General features: G+C 43.8%; 18 protein-coding genes. 14 read left to right on the top strand and 4 right to left on the bottom strand.

Annotated features, from left to right (window positions below; translation table 11 throughout):
• Positions 1-35 precede the first annotated feature (35 nt).
• The 8 genes from KYS23_RS00045 to KYS23_RS00080 all read left to right on the top strand — a co-directional run bounded on the left by KYS23_RS00045 (position 36) and on the right by KYS23_RS00080 (position 12,629).
• A complete protein-coding gene (locus KYS23_RS00045) occupies positions 36-431 on the top strand; it encodes a DUF1249 domain-containing protein (RefSeq protein WP_171008969.1) in 396 nt (131 codons plus the stop codon).
• A complete protein-coding gene (locus tag KYS23_RS00050; protein ID WP_218417860.1) occupies positions 428-1,183 on the top strand; it encodes a metallophosphoesterase family protein in 756 nt (251 codons plus the stop codon). The genes KYS23_RS00045 and KYS23_RS00050 overlap by 4 nt, the downstream gene beginning before the upstream one ends.
• Positions 1,180-1,764, top strand: a complete 585-nt coding sequence (locus KYS23_RS00055; RefSeq protein ID WP_218417861.1) for a YqiA/YcfP family alpha/beta fold hydrolase — start codon at positions 1,180-1,182, stop codon at positions 1,762-1,764. Before KYS23_RS00050 ends, KYS23_RS00055 begins: the two co-directional genes overlap by 4 nt.
• Positions 1,765-1,978: 214 nt before the next feature.
• The gene (gene parE / locus KYS23_RS00060; RefSeq protein ID WP_159528616.1) at positions 1,979-3,874 is read left to right on the top strand and encodes a DNA topoisomerase IV subunit B; all 1,896 of its coding nucleotides are present in this window, start codon (positions 1,979-1,981) and stop codon (positions 3,872-3,874) included.
• Positions 3,875-4,343: 469 nt separating this feature from the next.
• Positions 4,344-8,846 (top strand): chemotaxis protein CheB, encoded by a 4,503-nt coding sequence (locus tag KYS23_RS00065; RefSeq protein ID WP_218417862.1) that lies wholly within the window; start codon positions 4,344-4,346, stop codon positions 8,844-8,846.
• A 7-nt stretch (positions 8,847-8,853) separates the two neighbouring features.
• On the top strand, positions 8,854-10,356 hold the full coding sequence (locus KYS23_RS00070; RefSeq protein WP_218398091.1) for a GAF domain-containing protein: 1,503 nt from the start codon (positions 8,854-8,856) through the stop codon (positions 10,354-10,356).
• 142 nt (positions 10,357-10,498) lie between these two features.
• The gene (locus KYS23_RS00075; RefSeq protein ID WP_159528622.1) at positions 10,499-11,176 is read left to right on the top strand and encodes an HAD family hydrolase; all 678 of its coding nucleotides are present in this window, start codon (positions 10,499-10,501) and stop codon (positions 11,174-11,176) included.
• A gap of 103 nt (positions 11,177-11,279) precedes the next feature.
• Positions 11,280-12,629, top strand: coding sequence for a YfiM family lipoprotein (locus KYS23_RS00080; RefSeq protein WP_159528624.1), 1,350 nt, complete (start codon positions 11,280-11,282; stop codon positions 12,627-12,629).
• Positions 12,630-12,721: 92 nt separating this feature from the next.
• On the opposite strand, the gene KYS23_RS00085 is transcribed toward KYS23_RS00080, so the two are convergent.
• Entirely contained in the window at positions 12,722-13,036 is a 315-nt protein-coding gene (locus KYS23_RS00085) for a hypothetical protein (RefSeq protein ID WP_159528626.1), read from the bottom strand.
• A 159-nt stretch (positions 13,037-13,195) separates the two neighbouring features.
• Here KYS23_RS00085 and KYS23_RS00090 point away from each other — a divergent pair, with 159 nt between their 5' ends.
• Positions 13,196-13,387: a hypothetical protein gene (locus tag KYS23_RS00090; RefSeq protein ID WP_013785486.1), complete on the top strand. Its 192-nt coding sequence runs from the start codon at positions 13,196-13,198 to the stop codon at positions 13,385-13,387.
• A 2-nt stretch (positions 13,388-13,389) separates the two neighbouring features.
• Here KYS23_RS00090 and epmB read toward each other — a convergent pair whose 3' ends face one another.
• Positions 13,390-14,415, bottom strand: coding sequence for an EF-P beta-lysylation protein EpmB (gene epmB / locus KYS23_RS00095; RefSeq protein ID WP_218417863.1), 1,026 nt, complete (start codon positions 14,413-14,415; stop codon positions 13,390-13,392).
• A 36-nt stretch (positions 14,416-14,451) separates the two neighbouring features.
• On the opposite strand from epmB, the gene efp reads away from it, so the two are divergent.
• The 5 genes from efp to KYS23_RS00120 all read left to right on the top strand — a co-directional run bounded on the left by efp (position 14,452) and on the right by KYS23_RS00120 (position 20,109).
• Positions 14,452-15,021: an elongation factor P gene (gene efp, locus KYS23_RS00100; protein ID WP_013785484.1), complete on the top strand. Its 570-nt coding sequence runs from the start codon at positions 14,452-14,454 to the stop codon at positions 15,019-15,021.
• Positions 15,022-15,212: 191 nt separating this feature from the next.
• Positions 15,213-16,181: an elongation factor P--(R)-beta-lysine ligase gene (epmA, locus tag KYS23_RS00105; protein ID WP_218398087.1), complete on the top strand. Its 969-nt coding sequence runs from the start codon at positions 15,213-15,215 to the stop codon at positions 16,179-16,181.
• A gap of 239 nt (positions 16,182-16,420) precedes the next feature.
• Complete coding sequence (locus KYS23_RS00110; RefSeq protein WP_218417864.1) at positions 16,421-18,865, top strand: TonB-dependent receptor; 2,445 nt, start codon at positions 16,421-16,423, stop codon at positions 18,863-18,865.
• A 24-nt stretch (positions 18,866-18,889) separates the two neighbouring features.
• A complete protein-coding gene (locus KYS23_RS00115) occupies positions 18,890-19,603 on the top strand; it encodes a gamma-glutamylcyclotransferase family protein (RefSeq protein ID WP_159528634.1) in 714 nt (237 codons plus the stop codon).
• Entirely contained in the window at positions 19,591-20,109 is a 519-nt protein-coding gene (locus KYS23_RS00120) for a GNAT family N-acetyltransferase (RefSeq protein WP_218417865.1), read from the top strand. The genes KYS23_RS00115 and KYS23_RS00120 overlap by 13 nt, the downstream gene beginning before the upstream one ends.
• Here the strand turns inward: KYS23_RS00120 and KYS23_RS00125 are convergent.
• Positions 20,106-20,729 (bottom strand): peptidylprolyl isomerase, encoded by a 624-nt coding sequence (locus KYS23_RS00125; RefSeq protein ID WP_159528638.1) that lies wholly within the window; start codon positions 20,727-20,729, stop codon positions 20,106-20,108. The genes KYS23_RS00120 and KYS23_RS00125 overlap by 4 nt on opposite strands.
• A 9-nt stretch (positions 20,730-20,738) precedes the next feature.
• Positions 20,739-21,989 carry a methyltransferase gene (locus tag KYS23_RS00130; protein ID WP_218417866.1) on the bottom strand — a complete coding sequence of 417 codons (1,251 nt, stop codon included), beginning with the start codon at positions 21,987-21,989 and terminating at the stop codon, positions 20,739-20,741.
• Positions 21,990-22,012: the final 23 nt, after the last annotated feature.

Here is a 22,012-nt window from a genome sequence, read left to right on the forward strand (position 1 = left end):
GTACCCACAGAAAATACGTCCCTCATCTACCCACAATGCAGGCATTGTGCGAGCTAAACTACGCGCACATTCTTCGTATTTTGCCAGATTGTGATACCGAGGAACTTAACTACGTATTTACCGTGGGCGACACGCTTACGTACGAAATTAAGATTATTGAGTCTGCACGTTACACCAGTACGTTAAGCCTTAAACAAACGTCCGACGATATGCCCAGTTATTTAACGCCATCAATGACGGTACGTTTGTACCACGATGCCCGAATGGCCGAAGTCATAAATAGCCAAAATACAGGGGCTCTACAACCCTCTTACGAATACCCTAACTTAAAAATGCGCCAGCGCAATGAAAAGCAAATGGTGAATATCTTCCTTGCTGAGTGGTTAGATTTTTGCCGCAAATTGCGTCCTAAGGTAACCTCGCTAGCGTGAGTACCCTGCTGCATATTAGCGACTGCCATTTATTTGGTGATACCACTCGCCAAGGCTACGGCGCAATTAACCCTTATTACAGCTTAAAACAAATATTGATTGAAGCTTTCGAGCACTGCGAAAATATTAGCGCGGTAATCGTAACCGGTGATATTAGCGGCGATGATTCCTTAGCAAGCTATCAGCATTTTACTACCTTGATGGAAAACCACGTCACAACACCGGTTTATGTGATTGCGGGCAATCATGATAATAACCCTCACTTTGATACATTATCTGCTTACCTCCTTGTTGCTGGCGTGCCTGTTGAATTAAATGGTTGGCAAATTCACGGCCTAGATACACGTTTTGAAGGTGCAAGGGGGCAAGTAGATATTCATGAGCTTAAGGCTATAGGCAAGCAGGTAGCTGAAAATTCTCATCGCCATCATTTACTTGCTATGCACCACCATGCTTCGCCATCAGAGAGTTGGATGGATAAACACGACGTGTCTAACGCCGGTGAGTTTTTAAACTGGGTAGAGGAGGGCATTTCATTAGCGGCGATTATTCATGGCCATGTTCATTCCCCCCTTCGTTATACGCTTGGTACAAATAATCCGGTACCAGTGATGGGCTGCCCTGCGAGTTGTTGGCAGTGGGAAATGACGCCTGAATTTGCGGTAAGTAATGAACAGCCCGGTTATCAACTAATTAGGTTACACGGCGATGGAACGTTAACCTGCGACATAAAGAGAATAAAAACAAAATGAAACACGTGTTATATCTTCATGGCTTTTTAAGCTCACCAAAGTCTGTAAAAGCGCAGGCCACCAAAGCCTATTTCAAGCAGCATCATCCCGATGTTACCTTGCATATTCCCGCGCTTTCGAATTACCCAAGCCAAGTAGAAAGCCAGTTAATGGCACTGATAAAAAGTAACCCCGCGTTAATTAATGATGGGCTGCGTGTTATTGGCAGTTCTATGGGCGGTTATTTATCTACGTTTTTGATTGAAAAGTTCTCGGGCAAAGCAGTATTGATAAACCCTGCTGTAAAACCTTATGAATTACTGCAAGGTTTTATTGGTGAACATACCAACCCGTATACGGGTGAAGTGTTCCACATCGTTGAAAGCGATATTGCTGTAATAGAAAAGCTAGACGCTAAAGAATTACGGCATGCACCTGCGTATAAAGTGTTATTGCAAACTGAAGACGAAACGTTAGATTATCGTTTAGCAGAAACCAAATACGCATCGAGCACGCTAGTCGTTGAAGAAGGCGGCGATCACAGCTTTATTGGCTTTGAAAATCACTTGCCCGCTATTGCAGACTTTCTACTTAACGATTAGAAGCCGTTAACGAAGTCGTGCTTCTCGTTGTTGCGTTACTACTTGTAGTATTAATTTTAGCAGTATTAGCGTCATATCGTACCCACCAAGCTTGCTGACTTTCGCCTTTTCATTGCGAGGGTAGGCTAGCCTTGGTAACATCAATTTATCTTGCGTTGCAGTTGTCTTCTGCGTACGTTAACCCTTGTTGCTGGCTTAAATAATAACCATAACTATGTCAAATCAATATAACTCTGATGCAATTGAAGTCTTAAACGGTCTCGACCCGGTTAAGCGCCGCCCAGGCATGTATACCGATACCACTCGACCCAACCATTTGGGCCAAGAGGTTATCGATAACAGTGTGGATGAAGCCCTAGCAGGTCATGCATCCAACATTAAAGTTATCTTGCATGAAGACCAATCTCTTGAAGTCATTGATGATGGCCGTGGCATGCCGGTGGATATCCACCCAGAAGAGAAAATCTCTGGTGTAGAACTTATTTTAAGTAAGCTACATGCTGGGGGAAAATTCTCCAACAAAAACTATGCGTTTTCTGGGGGGTTACACGGTGTGGGCATTTCAGTGGTTAACGCCCTCTCCACACGGGTAGAAGTCACTATTCGTCGTGACAGTAACGTGTATCAAATTGCCTTTGCCAATGGCGATAAAATTGAAGAACTCGCGGTAATAGATACGTGCGGCAAACGTAACACTGGTACCCGGGTACATTTTTGGCCCGATCCGCAATACTTCGATTCAGCAAAATTCTCAGCCAGCCGTCTTATTCATAATCTTCGTGCAAAGGCCGTACTAAGCCCAGGTTTACGTATTCGTTTTGACAATAAAATCGCCAAAGATTCACAAGAATGGTACTACGAAGATGGTTTGCAAGATTACTTGTATCAAGCGGTACAAGAATACGAAACACTGCCTACTGATGTCCCTTTTGTCGGTAGCTTTAAAGGTAACACTGAAGGCGCTGATTGGGCGGTAATGTGGCTGCCTGAAGGTGGTGAGTTAACTACCGAAAGTTACGTTAACCTTATCCCTACTGCCCAAGGCGGTACCCATGTAAATGGTATGCGCCAAGGCTTGTTAGAGTCTATGCGCGAGTTTTGTGAATTTAGAAACTTAATGCCTCGTGGGGTGAAGCTGTCACCGGATGATATCTGGGACCGATGTGCTTATATTTTGTCTACCAAAATGCAAGATCCACAATTTGCAGGGCAAACCAAAGAGCGCTTATCGTCACGCCAAGCGTCTGCCTTTGTATCTGGCGTGGTAAAAGACGCGTTTAGCTTGTGGTTAAACCAGCATACCGAAGTGGCAGAAGCCTTGGCAGATATGTGTATTAACAATGCACAACGCCGTTTACGCCAAAACAAAAAAGTGGCGCGTAAAAAGGTCACCCAAGGGCCAGCACTGCCAGGTAAATTAACCGATTGTTCCTCTCAAGACATTTCCTACTCTGAGCTTTTCCTAGTGGAAGGAGATTCAGCAGGTGGTTCTGCCAAGCAAGCTAGAGACCGAGAATTCCAAGCTATCATGCCCCTTCGCGGTAAAATCCTAAATAGCTGGGAAGTAGACTCTTCACAGGTATTAGCATCACAAGAAATTCACGATATATCAGTAGCGTTAGGTATCGATCCAGATTCTACCGATTTATCTGGCTTACGGTACGGTAAAATTTGTATATTAGCGGATGCCGACTCCGACGGACTGCATATTGCTACCTTGCTGTGTGCGTTGTTTGTGAAGCACTTTAGAACGCTAGTCGACCAAGGCCATGTTTATGTAGCCATGCCGCCTCTATTTCGTATCGATGTGGGCAAAGAAGTATATTACGCCCTCGATGAAGGTGAAAAACAAGGCATACTAGATCGTATAGAAGCCGAGAAGAAACGCGGTAAAGTAAACGTTCAACGCTTTAAAGGGCTAGGTGAAATGAACCCGTTGCAGCTTCGTGAAACTACGATGGATCCTAATACCCGTCGGTTGGTTCAACTCACTATAGAAGACTCGGCAGAAATGCTAGAGTTGATGGACATGCTGTTAGCTAAAAAGCGTTCTGGCGACAGAAAAGTCTGGCTTGAAAGTAAAGGAAACATGGCGGAAGTCGGGGTTTAACTCTTACTTGCCTGTTAGCCATATCGGTATCGATATGGCTTTACTCTGTCCAATACCCTTCGTTGTTCACGTATTAATTCCTCAAGCAATTCGCCTATCAATAAGTATGCATTTACCCATTACTTTCAAGCTTCTTTGCTGCTCCCCTTCACTAATATCTTCCTGTTTAGCGCCTCGAGTTCAAAACTATATTTAACGTGATGAAATAGTTATCAAATAATATTGATAAATTATTTATCTAAGACCAGCGAGTTATCGTGATTTTTACGTTAGTTTTCAGCATCAACATTGGGGTTTTTGAACCTTTTAGGCGCATAACACGTTTTATTTAACGTAATAATATTAGACTTTAGTATATTTCTGGAGTGCTAGTTACTGGTATAGTAAGCGTATTAGATGCGGTGAAGATGCCGCAATTACTGAGTGTTCGCATTGGCATTCAGTTAACTCAAACGGAGCTAAATGTAGTATGGAATCTTTACCGTCATCGCGGGTGACTAAGCCTGAGATAGCTCCTTTTATTGTTGGCGTAGGCTCTTCAGCGGGTGGAATAGAAGCATTAATCAACTTGGTAAGCGAATTACCAAAAGCCATCAATGCGTCTTTTATTATTGCTCAGCATTTATCTCCTACCCATAAAAGCCAAATGACGGAAATATTGGCGCGAGAAACTGAATACCCTGTGGTTGAGGCTACGCCGCATTGCAAAATTAAAGCAAACACCATTTATGTGGGCCCACCGGGTTACCACCTTAAATACAAAGAGGGGTATTTACACCTCGATAAATCACCGGATGAACTATCTCCTAAGCCCTCCGTAAACCTCTTGTTTGAATCATTAGCTGATGAAATTGGCGATCACGCAATTGGCGTTATCTTATCGGGTACTGGCAGCGATGGTGCCAGAGGGCTGAAAGCTATTAAAAGCGTGGGTGGATTTGCCTTTGTACAAGACCCTGCCTCAGCAAAGTATGATGGCATGCCCAAAGCAGCTCTCGAAAATGTGGCTCTGGATTCAATTCTTGAGCCCCAAGAAATGGGGCAAGAAATAGCACATATTTCTCAGAACATAGCACGCAATTTCTTAGCTGTGCAGGAAGACACTCGAAGTGAATTAATGAGTGAGCTCTACGGAAAGATAAGAACGGCTACAAAAATAGACTTCAGTTTTTATAAACAGTCGACCTTATTGCGCAGAGTGAACCGCCGTTTAATTGCCACACAAACTGAAGATTTGCCGTCTTATCTGGCTTATTTAGATAATAACGCTGACGAAGTCATTGCGTTGTCGAAAGAGCTACTGATTTCAGTTACCGACTTTTTCAGGGATAACACGGCATTTAAAGCTATCAATACACATATTGAGAGTATTGTAGAGCGTAAAAACAGTGGCGACGCTATTCGGTTATGGGTAGCAGGATGTGCTACAGGGGAAGAGGCATATTCATTAGCCATCTTGTTTCTAGAAGCTATTGAGAAGCAGGGTATTGATGCCAACTTACAGGTTTTTGCGACTGATATCGACGAAAATGCGCTCTCAGTTGCTCGTAAAGGTGCTTATTCTGTTCAAGCCATAGCGAGCCTTTCATCGGATTTAACCGACAAATACTTTCGATATGCAGACAATGCATATTATCCGCAAAAGCGACTGCGTGATGTGATCACCTTTTCTCGTCAGGACATCACTCGCGATCCGCCGTTCTTACACCTTGATATGGTGTCGTTTAGAAATGTACTTATCTACTTTAACAGCGAATTGCAGCAGCGGGTTTTATCGCTGTTTCGCTACTCGCTAACCAAAGAAGGTATTCTATTTCTAGGTAAGTCTGAATCGATTGGCTCAACAGAAGATATGTTTGTTGCCCTTGATAGGCGCAGTAGAGTTTTTAAAGTAAGCGAGGCGTCTAAGCCTCCCGCACTCCCGAAAATGTTAAAAAGCCATGTAGATATCACCAAAACGAAAACGGCTATCACTAACAGCTACGAAAATATTTTCACTCGTTCCGTTCTAGATAGTTTTGGCCCAAGTTTACTAATAAGTGAAAGATTTGCCATTTTGCACTCGCATGGCAACTTACAACGCTTTATTACTTTTCCATCTGGGGTGCCCGATCTTAACTTATCGAAACTGATTGCTGCGCCTTTTGCCGCAGACTTAATCTCTTGCGTAAATAAGGCAAGTCGAACAGGTGAAATAGCGACAAGCCGAGCTAAGCGATTGGCTGACGATGACAGTCAACTGTGGAAGTTACGGGTACTGCCTCTGGAAAATCAAAGTCCTCAGCATTACTTGGTTAATTTTTACGAAGACGACACTATTATTGATGTCGAGCCTAAAGAGGCAGTGGCAAACAATGAGGCTGATGTGGCTGAGTTGATTGCGGCCCGTGAGCAACTACAAACGCTTACCGAAGAAATGGCTGCCTCTGCAGAAGAAATGCAGGCACTTAATGAAGAAGTGCAGGCTGCTAATGAAGAGCTACAAGCGAATAACGAAGAACTTGAAGCTACTAATGAAGAGCTTCAGGCTACCAACGAAGAACTCATTAGCGTCAATGAAGAAAGCATGCGTAAGTCTGCTGATTTAGGGGCGATAAACAGTGAATTGATGAGCGTTTACAACACGTTAGATTTTCCAATTTTGGTATTTGATACTGATACCTGTTTAAGCCGAACTAATGACGCCGCCAATCGCCGTTTTCACTTGAATAACGGTTCGTTTAAAAAGCCGATGTACTCGCTAAATTTCCCTGACTATTTTGAAGACATTGAAAAGCGTTTAAGTAAAACCCTGCGCAATGGGGTAAATACCAGCATGGTGATCAAGCCATCTAGCCAAGAAACTTACAATGTGTTCATTACGCCAATTCTAAACAACCGAGACCGCATCACTGGGGCTATTTTAGTTATTATTGATAATTCAGAGTTGGTTATTGCCCACGAGCGAATTGAAAAAAGCCAAGAGCAGCTTCTATCTATCATGAATAACTCATTGGCGTTAATTGCACTTAAAGATAATGCGGGCCGATATGAGTTTGTTAACTCGCGGTTTGAGGACGTCTTTGGCGTAACCGCAGAGGATGTGATTGGCAAAACCGACCTTCAAATCTTTGAGCGAGATACGGCTCGTCAGTTCCGTGAAAAAGACTTAGATACTATGCGTAACTTGTCTCCGGTAGAAACCCTTGATGAGTTCACCTTACGGGCCGGTAAAGTTATTATAAAAAGTGTGCGATTCCCTATTTTTGATGCCGAAGGCACGATTAAATCAATTTGCACACAAGCAACTGATATTTCAAAAGAGCTACATGCCAATGAACAATTACGTTTAGCCGGCAAGATATTTGAACGTACCAGTGAAGCGATTCTTGTCACCGATGCAAACCAGCGCATTCTTACCACTAACGAAACGTTTGCTGAGTTGACGGGCTTTTCTCAGCAAGAGTTAACTGGCAAAACGCCAAAAATGCTGGAATCAGGGGAGCACTCCGAAGATTTCTTTGTAGCAATGAAAGCCTCGTTGAATGAACGAGGGTTTTGGCAAGGTGAGGTCATTAACAAAGTTAAAAATGGTAGCCACGTAAAAATGTGGTTAACGGTTAATGCGGTGAAAGGTGCCAATGGCGATATTGTTAACTACGTGGCGGCCTATAGTAATATTGACGAAATAAAGAATATGCAGCGCCGTATTGAATATCTCGCTACCCATGACGAGCTTACAGGGCTACCCAATAGAACCGTGTTGCTTGAACGCCTGGAATTAATGATTAGTGGGGCGAAGCGAAGCAAACAATTATGCGGTGTACTCTTTGTTGATTTAGATAACTTTAAGCCGGTTAACGATAACTTGGGCCATAAGGTAGGCGATTTGCTACTCAAGCAAGTCACGAAGCGTCTGCAACAATGTATTCGCGACACAGATATGTTGGCACGAATAGGTGGCGATGAGTTTGTAGCCCTAATATCGGCATCTCATATTGACGAGGTTGATGATATTGCAAAGCGTATTATCAGTCAGGTTCAAAACGAGTTTGATGTATCTACCCATTCTATTTCAGTTTCTGCGAGCATTGGTATCGCCGTTTACCCTGCTGATGGGATCAGCTCAGAAGTACTCTTGCAGCACGCAGATGAAGCCATGTATTTAGCAAAATCTTCTGGTCGCAACCAATATCAGTACTTTACTGCTAAGATGAAAGAACAGGCATTGGCGCGGTTAGAAGTTGAGAAACAGCTTAAAGTGGCGCTAGAAGGTAAACAGTTTTCTATGGTGTACCAGCCACAGTACGAGTCTACTTCGAACGTCATAGTTGGCGCCGAGGCATTGTTGCGCTATAAAAATAGCGACGGTGAAGTACTCAATGCTGAGTCATTTATTAATATTGCCGAGCGTGGAAAACTGATTGAAACAATTGGCTTTCATGCGGTTGAGTTGGTAGCGCGAGAAATTGCTCAATATATTCAGCTTGGTAGTAAACTGCCCGCCATAGCGATTAATTTATCTGGAGCGCAGTTGGTTACATCTGATTTTATTAAAAACTTTGTGGCAGTACTTGAGCGTTATGAACTAACCGCAGGCCTATTTAAATTCGAAGTATCAGAAAAAGATATTGAAAGTGGTGAAGAGCGAATTTTCCATCGGTTGAAGACTTTGGCCGCCATGGGCAGTATGATCAGTATAGATGACTATGGTCTGTACAACAGTGCGATATCTCAGCTTCAGCGAAGCGGTGCGAGTGAAATTAAGCTTTCCAGCCGATTAATGGCCGACGCTAGCGACAACAAAGACACATACAAACTCATCCAAGCATTGGTTAATGCAGGAAAAGCCCTAGGCCTTAAAATCATCGCGGATAAAGTTGAAACTCAACAACAACTCGAATACTTACGAGATATCGGGTGCGATGTGGTACAGGGGCTGGTTCTTTCACCTATGCTTACTTGCTTAGAGCTTAATAAAAAAATTAGCTAACAAGATTATGAACACTGATACGATTACCCTAAATAAACACGATGCTGAGATGGACACCTTGGTTGAAAATTGCGAAAAAGAGGCTTTGCACTTAAGTGGCAAGGTACAGCAATTTGGTGGTGCGTTTTTTATCGATAGTGAATCCCTACAGGTAACTGCGGCTAGCAGTAATTTGGCCCGTTTCATTCAACTTTCGCCCTCTGAACTGGTGGGCTGCCCGGTAAAATCACTCGACTGGTTGCCGTTAAGTTTACTGTATAACTTAGGGTCAAAGCCTGGCGACAGAGCTTATGCCTTTAACGAGCCCGTCAACGATGATGTGATGAATTTTAGAAGCCATCGTAGCGACGAAGGTATTTTAATTGAGATAGAATCTAGTATTACCAACGTCTCTCAGCGTCAGTACTTACAATTAAGATCCTCAATACTTCCGACTATCGAACAGCATTGGGAAGATAAAGATTTTTGGGAGCAACTTATCTCAACCCTTGATGAGTTTTTGCCCTGTGAGCGTATACTGCTTTATCGCTTTAATGAGCTTTGGAGCGGCGAAGTCGTGGCCGAAAAGGTGATTGAAGGGGCAGCGAAGTATCTCGGACTAAAATTTCCAGCATCGGACATACCTGCTATTGCCCGTCAAATGTATTATGAGAATCCGTCACGATATATTGCTAGCAGTGTTACACCGCCAGCTCACTTTCTGAATCAAGCAGAACAACCGCTAAACTTAACTTACTCAGACTTACGAAGTGTGTCGCCAATTCATGGCGAATACATGCAAAATATGGGGGTGGCTACGTCATTTTCTATTCCTATCATTCAAACCGGTAAGCTGTGGGGCATAGTGTCCTGTCACAATAGCACCGAATCGCACATTGATGCGCAATTGCGCCATCAAGCTGAAATGCTGGTTAAGTATTTTTCTATGGTGTACTCCACGCACAAATCGAAAAAGCGCCTGCAATTACTGACATCTTTGGACGAGAAGGTTGGCGCCATTACGCATAAGCTTCGCTTGAAAGATGCCCAAGCAACCCAAGCTTTCCTAGAAGACGTAAAGCGAGATTTCACCGCATGCGGGGCGGCCATTTTTATTAATGGGGAGTGGTTTTTCAGTAACGATGATGGTTATGATAAAAGGCAACTAAAGCGTATCGATAAAGTCTTTCAGTCAGACACCTCTGATGTGATTCTGCATACACAAGATATTCGCCAGTACACAGGGCTAGAGACATTAGACCCAGAAAATGTAAGAGGCGTGATGCTAATTCGTATGAACTACGAATTAGCCAAAGCACGATTGTATATTTTTAGACAGCCCGAAGCGCAAATAACACACTGGGCTGGTAAACCGGAAAAAGGCGTTAACGAACAAGGCATGCTATCGCCACGTGCGTCTTTTGAGCGGTGGAGTGAAGTTGATGGTGAGCAAAGCTTACCGTGGACTAAACGAGATATTTTGTTTTCCAAAAAACTGCGGGCATCGTTAATCCGAACGCTAACACGTTAGGTATTTAGTCTGACAATCTATCTAGAACCTCCTGATTGGAGGTTCTTTTTTTCAAGTACAGTTACCACTACATTTTTCAACAATCTTTCACGCAAGAAGTCGAAAAGTCGTTTTAATATTTGTTCATATTCGAGGTGAACCGATGGCAAATTCTTCCGTTTCCAATAACACTACCACGCTATTGTTTGATCACGATGGTACCTTGATTAATTCAGAACACGTCCACTTTGCACTGTGGCAAGAAATAGTGGCCAGTTATGGTGCAGAGCTAACAGATGAATTTTACTGCAAAGCAATGGCGGGTATACCGGTTAAGCAAAATGCCAAAGATGTCGTTGAGCATTTCTCATTAGACGAAACCCCTGAGCAATTGGCCAAAAAGAAACACGAAAAAATTGAAGCGTATCTTTCTCAGCAAGCTTTCCCACTTATGCCACACGCTGCTGAAACCATCAAGGCGTGCGCAAATGCAGGGTACACCATAGGGATAGTAACGGGGGGAAGTACATTATCAGTTGAAAAAACATTGACTGATTATGGCCTAGCTAACTACATTTCATGTGTGGTGGCGGTAGAAGATGTTACTCACAGTAAACCTGCACCCGATTGCTACCAGTTAGCAATGGAGAAGTTAGGTGTATCCCCAGCCCAGTGTATTGCCATTGAAGATACTCACACTGGCATGCAGTCGGCGTTGTCGGCTGAATTAGCGTGTGTAGTTATTCCTACTACGCAATCGGCTACCCACGATTTTACCAACGCCACTTCCCGTTACGAAAGCTTACAATTATGGGTGGAACAAGAGATCACAGGTCGCTAGTCATAAACACTAGATTTAGCTACTATTTCTATTCTTCACAACGTAGCGTGCTGGTAATGTCACGGTTGTATGTATTCATGGTGTTTGGGGAAGTGATTAAATCATGAGAAGTGTGGGTCGTTGGGTTCTTGGTGTTATCGTTACTGTATTCGTGGTTACTTTTATCATATTGATAGGGGTGAGCGTTGCTGTGGTTCAGCGTTCGCCGTTAGTGGTGGCTAGTGCACCAAACCAATTAGATGGCGCAGATAGCGTGAACGACTTACTGTCTCAGTTACAAAATGCGTTCACTGAGCGCAGTTCTAACCACGTTATTCATTTGACAGAAACCCAAATTGAAAGCTTAGTAGGCGTATTGCAGCGAGCCGTGCCTAATTTTAGTGGCGTAGTGAACGTTACCGAAGTGGGCAGTACTATTACCTTTACCTTTTCACCCAGTAGTGTTGATTTATATTTCAATGTATCAGCATTGATTTTACCCGGCGACAGCCTGCAAATTGATTATATTAGTGTGGGCGATTTGTCTTTGTCTGGGCCTCTCATGCTAGCATTTGCTGAAAAGGGTATAAATTATTGGACAAAGTCTGAAATTGCCACTATTGCCCTGACGCGGGTTGAAAAAGTGACGATGCGCCGCGGTGAGGTGTCTTTACATACTGCGCCACTGGCCTCTTTGTTAGAAGAGCTTACCGTGGTTTCTAACAATATGGGCGTAGAAGAAGAAACAGAGCTTCAAACCCTTGCGGCTTATTATTTGCGTTACATCTCAGGGCGAGATTTAGCGCTATCAAAGCAGCCAGTGCCTCTTATTGAGTACTTACGGGAAGGTATGGCCCGTGCAAGAGAGCAGAGTAATTCTGCACAACAGGCTGCTCTACATAACAAAGCGGTGATTTTGGCTCTTGCAGCGTATGTGGGGCACTATCGTATTGGTAGCTTAGTGGGCGACTTACAGCCCGATCCGACAAAAGCATTAAAGCCTCGTGCCCCTGCTATTTTACTAGAGCGTAACGACTTAGCCCGTCATTTCATTATTTCCGCCGCCCTAGAGTTACTTGCCGAGCAAGACATGTCGTGGGCAATTGGTGAATTTAAAGAGTTAATGGACAGAGGCACAGGTGGTTCAGGCTACAGTTTTGTGGATTTAGGTGCCGACATGTCGGGCTCACAATTTGCCCGAGTGGCGACCATGCCTGAGCATGCCGAAAGTACGCAAAATGCTGTGGCACGAATCCAATCTGATTCCGATATTGTTCCAGCGATAAAAGCCTTTCCTGAAGGATTAAGTAAGCAAGCGTTTACCGAGAAGTATGGACGTGTAGACAGTGAAGCTTATTTAAATGAAGTGGCTGAGATTAAGCGCCTTATCAAACAAGTGCCTATGTATCAGAAGGCGCATGCTGAAGGGAATTTAATAAATCAAATTGAAGCGGGTGAGGTCGGGGAACACTAATAGCTTGCGCTAGCCCCCAAACCTAAAAACAAGCATGCTAGTTTAGATGTGAGCCAAGACAGCATCGGTATTTTCAGCATTGAAATGCTCGTCTATTTACTTGCTAGCGACTGCTGAAATTGAGATACGGTAGTGAGTGCCAATTCAATCTTTTTAATCAGTGCGGGCAGAGCTGCTTTTGCTTCTTCCTCTGTCATGTCTTTCAAAGCTTGCCAATCTAACGCAATCTCTTCTACATAAGGGCCAAAGCGTTTTGCTTGTGTGGTGAACGGACTATCTTCAGCAAATATGGCGGCAAACTTGCCTTGACTGTCTTTTTGCAAACGATCCAATGCCTGATCCGCATCTACCGCCTTTCGGTAAAGGGTCTGGATAGTATCCTGAAGTTGCTGGTGAATAGCTTGCATATATATCCTCAAAAAGCGCCTCAAAAAGACGTCTCACAAATTTTGCCTAAAAAGCAGTGTAAAATTAGATTAAAGTTTCAGCATACTGAGCCGATAACCTCGAAGGTGGGCAATTTTGCCTATTTTTTTACTTTGCTTCAAGCAACAAAGGAAAACGGTATGGATCTACAAGGTGCTAGTGCCTCTGGAACGTCCGGTGCGTCACTTGAACTCGCTTCGCTTAAGTTGGCCAAAGGGCAACAAGAGCAAGAAGGAAAAGCGGCGCTTCAGCTATTAGAAAATTCAGCTGACGTACCAAAATCAACATCTTCTAACCCAGCGGTAGGCGCAAATATAGATACTTTCGCTTAAGGTCAGGGATGTAAATGTAAGTCGATAGGCGTTTTGCCAGGCTGAGCGCCTATCTCTCTAACGAGTTTAGGCACAAGGAAGCCTGGTAGGCGCTTTATCGCTTCTTGCATAATCTGTCTTGCCATGTCGTCACTTACATAGAAATGACTTGCCCCTTGTACTTTATCAAGTACATGCAAATAGTAGGGCAGAACCCCCGCATCAAATAAACGCTCACTTAATTCACACAATGCATCTGCTGAGTCATTCACATCTTTTAGTAACACCGATTGGTTTAACAGGGTAACACCGTGAGTGCGCAATTTCTCTAAGCGGCTCTTAAGTGCTGGTGATACTTCATTCGCATGGTTAACATGCAACACGAGTATTTTTTGAATAGGCAGCTGAGTAAACCAGTCAAAAAAAGCATTATCGAGGCGTTCGGGTAGTACAACCGGTAAACGGGTGTGAATACGAAGTCGTTTAATATGAGGTATTGCGGCGATTTCTTTTGCTAATGCGGCTAGGTGATCATCTTTTGCCATTAGCGGATCGCCGCCCGAAAAAATCACTTCGTTAATCGCTGGGTTGCCCGCAATGTATTCTAATGCCTCTTGCCACTGGGTATTATTTACCGCGTTATCGGCATAAGGAAAGTGTCTGCGAAAGCAATAACGGCAATTAACCGCACACCCAGTACGTACCATTAATAATACGCGAGAGTCGTACTTATGTAGCAAACCTTTACCAGCAGTGTCGTGTTCTTCTAATGGGTCTTTCGTGTAACCCGGTTCAATACTAAACTCTTGTTTAAGCGGCATCACTTGCAGAAAAAGCGGGTCGTTCGGGTTTCCTTTTTCCATTAACGAGGCAAAGTGCCGAGGAACACGCATAGGAAAAAGGCGTCGTGCTTTACTGTCTTGTTCGTAATCTTTGCTAGGTAAATCTAAAAAAGACAACAGCTTTTCAGGGCTGGTAAAGCTATTAGCTAATTCTTTTTGCCAGTTATGCTCTACAGAAATCGCTTTTTTAGGTATTATTTGTTCCACGAAATTTTTTGTACCTTATGTTTAGACAGAGGAATTATGGCTAATTACAGCACTAACGAGTTCAAAGCCGGCCTGAAAATCATGCTGGACGGTGAACCTTGTAACATTTTAGAAAACGAATACGTGAAGCCGGGCAAGGGTCAGGCATTTAACCGCGTTAAAATTCGTAAACTTATTTCAGGTAAGGTTTTAGAAAAAACCTTCCGCTCTGGTGAGTCAGTAGAAGGCGCAGATGTTTTAGACACTGAGCTTGCTTACTTGTACACCGACGGCGAATTCTACCACTTTATGAACAACGAAACATTCGAACAAATCGCGGCTGACGAAAAAGCAGTAGGCGATAGTGTTAAGTGGTTGGTAGAAAACGATGTGTGCGTTATCACCTTGTGGAACGGTACGCCAATTACAGTAACGCCACCCAACTTCGTTGAACTTGAAATTACTGAAACTGACCCAGGCCTTAAAGGCGATACAGCGGGTACAGGTGGTAAGCCAGCTACACTAACAACGGGCGCAGTAGTACGTGTTCCTTTGTTTGTGCAAACAGGTGAAGTGATTAAAGTAGATACTCGCTCTGGTGAGTATGCGTCTCGCGCGCAAAAGTAAGTAACAAAAGTAAGTTAGAAATAAGAAACAGCTGCAGTTAGCCGATGCCGTATTTGGCATCGGTAACTCGCTTACTGTTACGCATTTTTTCCTATGCGTTATTCGCCAAATAAAGCTTGCTAATCGATAGCCCCAAAGCTGTTTATCATATTTGTCATCATCCTTATTAATAAGCAAAGACACCTCTGTTCATGAACGACTGGCACCCTACCTCATCACATGATTCTCGAATTGCGCGAGCCAATTTACTGCGTAGCATAAGACACTTTTTCTATACCCGAGATGTGCTAGAAGTAGAAACGCCATTATTGTCCAGCGGCACGGTAACCGATGAACATCTCGATGCATTCCTTACAAAGTTCAATCATTCGCAGGATGGCGCACCGGTAGACCTTTACCTGCAGACTTCACCTGAATTTGCTATGAAGCGCCTATTGTGTGACCAAAGTGGTGCTATTTATCAAATCTGCAAAGCATTTCGACACGAAGGGGAAGGGCGCTGGCATAACCCTGAATTCACTATGCTGGAATGGTATCGACCGGGCTTCGACCATCATGCCCTAATGCAGGAAGTTGATGCGTTATTAATACAAACGCTAGGCACAGATACCGGCGAGATGATCAGTTATCAAGATGTGTTTAAATTTCAGTTGGGTATTGACCCGCTAACCGCTACAGATGAGATGCTTCTGGCTAAAATGGCTGACTGCACTATCGATATTTCAAGCCCTGAACAGCTTGATAAAGACAGTAAACTACAACTGCTGTTTTCAACGGCGATTGAACCGGTTATTGGCCAAGAACGGCCATGTTTTGTGTTTGGGTTTCCTGCTTCACAAGCATCTCTTGCCCGTATCAATAAACAAGACTCACGTACTGCCGACAGATTCGAAGTGTATTTTAAAGGGGCAGAGTTGGCGAATGGCTTTCATGAATTAAACGAGGCTTCGGAACAAAAGCAACGCTTCGAGCACGACAATCAAAAGCGTCGCAGCAATGGCCAGCCTACAAAGCCCATTGATACACGATTTTTGTCTGCGCTGAAAAGCGGCTTGCCACACTGCGCAGGGGTAGCGTTAGGTATAGATCGGTTGTTAATGCTTAAATTAGGCGCGTCGCATATTAAAGAGGTGCTTAACTTTCCAGTGAGTAGGGCGTAAATTTTTATTTTCAGTCTCAGATATTATTGGTTCAAGATCTTATCAGTACCCGCTTAACCCAGAGCGCTGCGTACACTAATCAATTACTTATTTACATAATAAACATTGTCGTTGAATGAAGTTAAATCATAGACAAGTTGCCATTGACAATAAACGCCCTAACCTACAAAATGTTATAACATCACAAAAGTGACCATGCAAATGGTCAAAATGAATAAAAATTTGTTAGGGAAACCGTTATGAAAATGCGTTCACTGCTAAGTCTTACGATAGCAGGTCTACTTTCGTCTCCATCCTTTGCGACTGTTATTAGCGGTAAAGTTACCGATGTATCAGGTCAGCCCGTTGAAGGTGCCGAGGTTAGCATTGAAGGTACTCGCCGAGTCGTTACCACCGATGAAAATGGTGTTTACCGTTTTAGCGATGTTAAGCAAACTCATGTACATCTTCACGTATTTTCAAGCCAATATATTCATGGTGACAACGACCTTGGTGAAATCGTGGGTGACAAAACCGTTGATTTTTCACTTATCCCTTCGTCAGTTGAAAATATTGTTGTGACGGCTACTGCATTACAATCTTCAGTGCTTGAGTCTGTTACGCCCGTTACCGTGATTGGAGCAGAGCGCCTTAGACGTATTGAAGCGCCTACATTAGGCGAAACCTTAAAGAATACGCCTGGGGTACAAAGCACGTACTTTGGCCCAGTTTCAAGTAGCCCAATTATTCGTGGTAACGATGGCCCACGGGTTAAAATTGTTCAAAACGGGTTAGATGTTTCTGATGTATCTCGTGTTGGCCCTGACCACAACGTCACGAGCAACCTGGCAAGTGCCACACAAGTAGAAGTGCTTCGTGGTCCTGCAACATTACAATATGGAAGCGGCGCCATTGGCGGTGTGGTTAATATTGTTGATAAGCGTATTGTGCAACATCAAATGGACGGTGTTGAAGGCGAGGCTGAAGTTAGCTACAGCACAGTAGATAACGGTAAATACGCTCGCGGTGATATCACTGGTGGCAGCGGTAACTTTGCATGGCATATCGATGGTTACTCTCGTAACACAGATGACACTGATATTCCTGGTTATGCCTCAGTAGAGCCTGATGAAGACGAAGCATACGGTGTATTAGAAAGCACTGCGATGGAAACCAGCGATATAACGGCTGGCTTGTCTTATATTGGTGAGGAAGGTTACTTTGGCTTTGCGGTAGAGCAACTTGATAACCGTTATGGCGTGCCTGGTCACAGTCACGAACATGAAGAAGAGCACGATGATGAAGATCATGACGACGAAGCTCACGATGAAGAAGATCATGATGAAGAGTTGCACGAAGAAGAAGGCGTATTGATTGACGTAGACATGACACGTTATCAAGCGGCAGGCGAATGGCATTCACCTATCAGAGGGTTAACCAATGCGAAGTTTGCCGCGGCTTATACCGATTACGAACATGTTGAAATTGAAGATGGCGAGCAAGGGACTATCTTCACTAACAAATCTAGCGATATTCGCGCTTCAGTGTCGCACGAAGAAGTGGATGGCTGGCATGGTGTGCTAGGTGTTCAATTCCAACACAGTGATTATGAAGCAGAGGGGGAAGAAGCCTTTACCCCTGCAAATACCTCTTCTAACTATGCTGTCTACCTTGTAGAGCAAAAAGTCGTGGGTGATGTGACCTTCGAATTAGGTGGTCGTGTTGAATACACCGAATACGATGCCGATGACAGTGAATTATCTCTTGAAGTGACCCATGCTGATGAAGAAGAGCATGAAGAAGAAGAGGATCACGAAGAACATGAAGAGCAAGTCACGTCTTATAGCTTCAATAAGTATGACTTCACCAGTACGTCTTTATCTGCTGGTTTAAACTGGGAATATGCAGAAGGTCGCTCAATTGCCACTACACTTTCACGTAGTGAGCGTGCGCCTAGCCAACAAGAGCTGTTTTCTGCAGGTCAGCATTTGGCCACACAAAGCTACGAGCTAGGTTTGGTTTTTGACTTAGATGAAGACGGTCATATTGAAGAAGGCTTAAAAGACGTAGAAAAAGAAGTTAGCACTAATATCGATGTTACTTTCCGTAAATTCACCGGCGATTGGGGTTATACGGTTTCATTGTTTTATAACCAAGCGGATGATTATATTTATCAAACGAATACTGGGTTATTGGCAATAACTGAAGAGCACGAAGATCACGAGGAAGAAGAAGAGGAAGGCCATGAAGAAGAAGGCACACCTATCTACTACTTCCAGCAAGCTGATGCGGATATCTGGGGCTTAGAAGCCGAAGCCTACTACGATATAAACGCGCAAGTACGCGTGACGGTATTTAGCGATTACATTAACGCAGAAATTGATGATGATAACCTGCCTCGAACGCCACCTATGCGATTTGGTGGTAACATCAGTTATGTGAGCAATGGGCTAAGTGCTGATGTTGGCGTAACTTGGTATGATGACCAAGACGACGTTGCGTCTTACGAGACACAAACCGATGGTTATACCTTGTTAGATGCTAGTGTTCAGTACGAATTTGGCGGCCAAGGCGTTGAGTGGATTGTTTATGCAAAAGGAAACAATTTAACAGACGAAGAGGCTCGCGTTCATACATCATTTTTGAAAGATCAGGCGCCACTACCTGGCCGTAATCTTACGCTAGGAGTACGTGCGCTGTTCTAATATTGCAGCGAAAACGGGGTGCGCTTGGTAGACGTAAAGGCAGAATCGGTGAAAGAATCAGTGAAAGACAGTTGGTTAGCTACCTTAGCTAGCCAAAAAAGTAAGCATATTGTGCTAGGTTACGGCAGTTTGCTTAGTCGAGATTCCCGAGAGCGTCACTCCCAAATATATACTCAAGGTTTACCCGTGCGTGTTTCAGGTTTTAAGCGCGCATGGGTTACCCGTAGTCTGCAAGAAAAGCAAACCTATGTAGGCGCCGTTGCCGATAAAGCATCTCAATTAAATGCACAGCTTATTCCCGCCGAAGTAAACCCTTCATTACGCGCGCGAGAAAAAAACTACCGCTTTGTCGAAGTACCAGCCAGTGCAATCGAACATGTAAGTTCCTCCTTGTGCAATCAACCTTCTTTCACCCCTGCGCTTCGCGATGCGTTAAGCCATCATCAACTCTGGTTATGTGAAACCTTACTTTGTCATCACCCCAGCACCGACTTTCCTGTTTCACAAACCTACATTGATACCTGTCTTGTGGGCTGTTTAGAGCATGGTGGAATAAGTGAAGCTACCGCTTTTATTGAACACACCCATGGGTGGAATCACCCTAGTATTGATGACAGATCAAATCCTGTTTACCCGAGAGCCGCCGCTATTTCTAAGCAACATTTAACGCAAATAGACACGCTGCTAAAAAAGGTAAAACAACCCACACAGAGGCGTACTCATTCATGTTGTTACTAACTGAACGGTTGGAATTAAGCCCACTGACGCAAGCAGATAAACTGTGGATAGTTGAAATGCACCAAGACCCGTTATGGAAGCAGTTTATTGGTCATCGTGGGGTGGCGAGCGTTGAAGATGCCGCTGATTATATTGACCGGGTTAACGCGCAGGTTAATGAGTGGGGATATGGCTTATTGGCAATAAGAAATAAGAAAACCAACGCGCCTTATGGTGTTTGTGGGCTTATTAATCGCTTTGTTTTCAGCTGCCCTGATTTAGGCTTTGCACTGCTACCGAGTGCGCGTAAACAGGGAATTGCGATAGAAGCAGCTAAAGCGGTTATTGATTGGGTGGAGATGGAAGAAGATATGCATTTCATTACCGCCTCTACCCACCCCGAAAACGCACGTTCTCAACATCTATTACACCAGCTAGGGTTTGAAAAACGCGGCCCTTACTTTATTGATAAGTCCACACCGGTTCAAACCCTATTCTGGCGCAACAGTGATTTCGCTAGCCGTTAGAACGGTGGAAGCACCGTAACCTTTTTAATGATGATAGGTTCAATAGGTACATTGTTGGTGTTTAGCATTAGCGAATACTCGGTTTCTACTTCAGACATCGCATCTACAATATCTTCACCTTCTACAATCATGCCAAACACCGCATAGCCCCAGTCTCGCCCTGGGTTTAGCGTTTCGTTGTCATTAACGTTAAAGAAAAACTGACGATTTGCAGTATGCGGATCATCTTGCCGAGCCATAGCGATGGTGTGTAAGTCATTGGTTAGCCCATTTCCCGACTCATTGAATATTTCAGGGTAGTTAGACTTACCTTCAAAATCGGTGGTATAGCCTCCGCCTTGCACCACAAACCCCGGCACAATACGATGAAAAATGGTGTTTTCATAACTGCGCTTGTCTACATAACGTAAAAAGTTATTCACGGTAATGGGCGCGCGGCGACGGTCTAATTCCACCACAATATCACCCATGGTGGTTTCAATTTTAACTCTTGGGTAATAGTTATCAGGCTGAATTTGTGAGCCATCATCTTTTTTAGCCGCCAATGCATTAGGGCTAATTGCTGCAGACGTAAAAACGAAAGCTGAGAAGATTAAGGCCGTTATAAGCGGTTTTAACATGTGCATTCCTTATCGTTTAGCGGTGCCCAAAATAACAAATTTTTTGTCGCTTGCCATTACGTCTGAACCACCAAACATGCGTTTAAGTTTAACGTGATGTTCAAGATGCCTGTTTCCAACCACCACTAACTGGCCACCTTTTACTAACGCGTGTTTCGAATCGTTAAACATTTGCCATGCAATATGGTCGGTAATGGCATTTTGTTGATGGAAAGGGGGGTTACACAATATCTTAGTTACCCAAGGCGATTGTTGCTGCTCTAGCAAGCTCTCAAGGCAGTTACTGGCCATAAACTCACATTGATCAATCTTGTCTGGAAAATTCTCAAGTACATTTAATCGTGCACTTTCCACTGCCATAAAAGACTCATCAATGAATATTACCTTGCAGTCGCCTGCTAAGGCTAAAGCGTTTACGCCTAATATTCCATTGCCGCAGCCTAAATCGACCACGGTTTCGTTAGCACTTACCGTCATATGCTCAAGCATTAAACGGGCACCAATATCTAATGACTGACGAGAAAATATATTCGCGTGATTTTTAAGTGTAAAAGTTTGGCCTGTGGCGCCCTTACATTTCCATATTTCAGGATAAGGCGAAGGGATGGGGGCAATACTTTCATCAAGGGTACTAAAAACCAATCTCGACTTTTTCTTTGCCAAGGATGTTTTAGCAGGGCCAATGATTTTCTCGAACAAGGCGGATACCGACTTGGTCACGGCTTTTATTTTACCTGCCGCCACAATATGCGTACCAGGCGCTGCATAACGTTTAATATCGATAAGCTGTTGTTCAAGTAACGCTAGCGTGCGCGGCACTTTAAGCATGATAACGCTTGGGGCACTCTCTGGCATGAAAGTAAGACTTTCAACACTGGTTAAACTGGTTACGGGTGACGTTAGCGCACCTTCCTCATCAATAACCGGTTTTAAATGGTTACGCCTAAGGTTTTCTTGTAATGATCGCAAGCTAATATACGAATCTGAAATCCAAATAGGACTATACTGCGTAAACCAACATCCAAGGGTACCAAAGTCGTCATTAAAAATGAGTATGGGGCCCAAGGTAGATGACGTTTCAGGTTGGTTTTCGTCTTGGGCTTTATTTAGGGCTTCAACAAGCGCATCAAGGTGCGCTTCTACATGCTCAATAAGCAGCTCATCGGCACTATCCCACGCTTGTAGGCTTTTGTGCTGATGTTTTTCAGGGTAGCGTATTAAGGTAAACTGGCGCTCTGCCATTGAAAATTCTGTATTCATTATTTTCTTGTCTAAAGTTATCG

The sequence above is a fragment of the Alteromonas lipotrueae genome (assembly GCF_019249255.1).
In the GTDB taxonomy this organism is placed as follows: Bacteria; Pseudomonadota; Gammaproteobacteria; order Enterobacterales; family Alteromonadaceae; genus Alteromonas; species Alteromonas lipotrueae.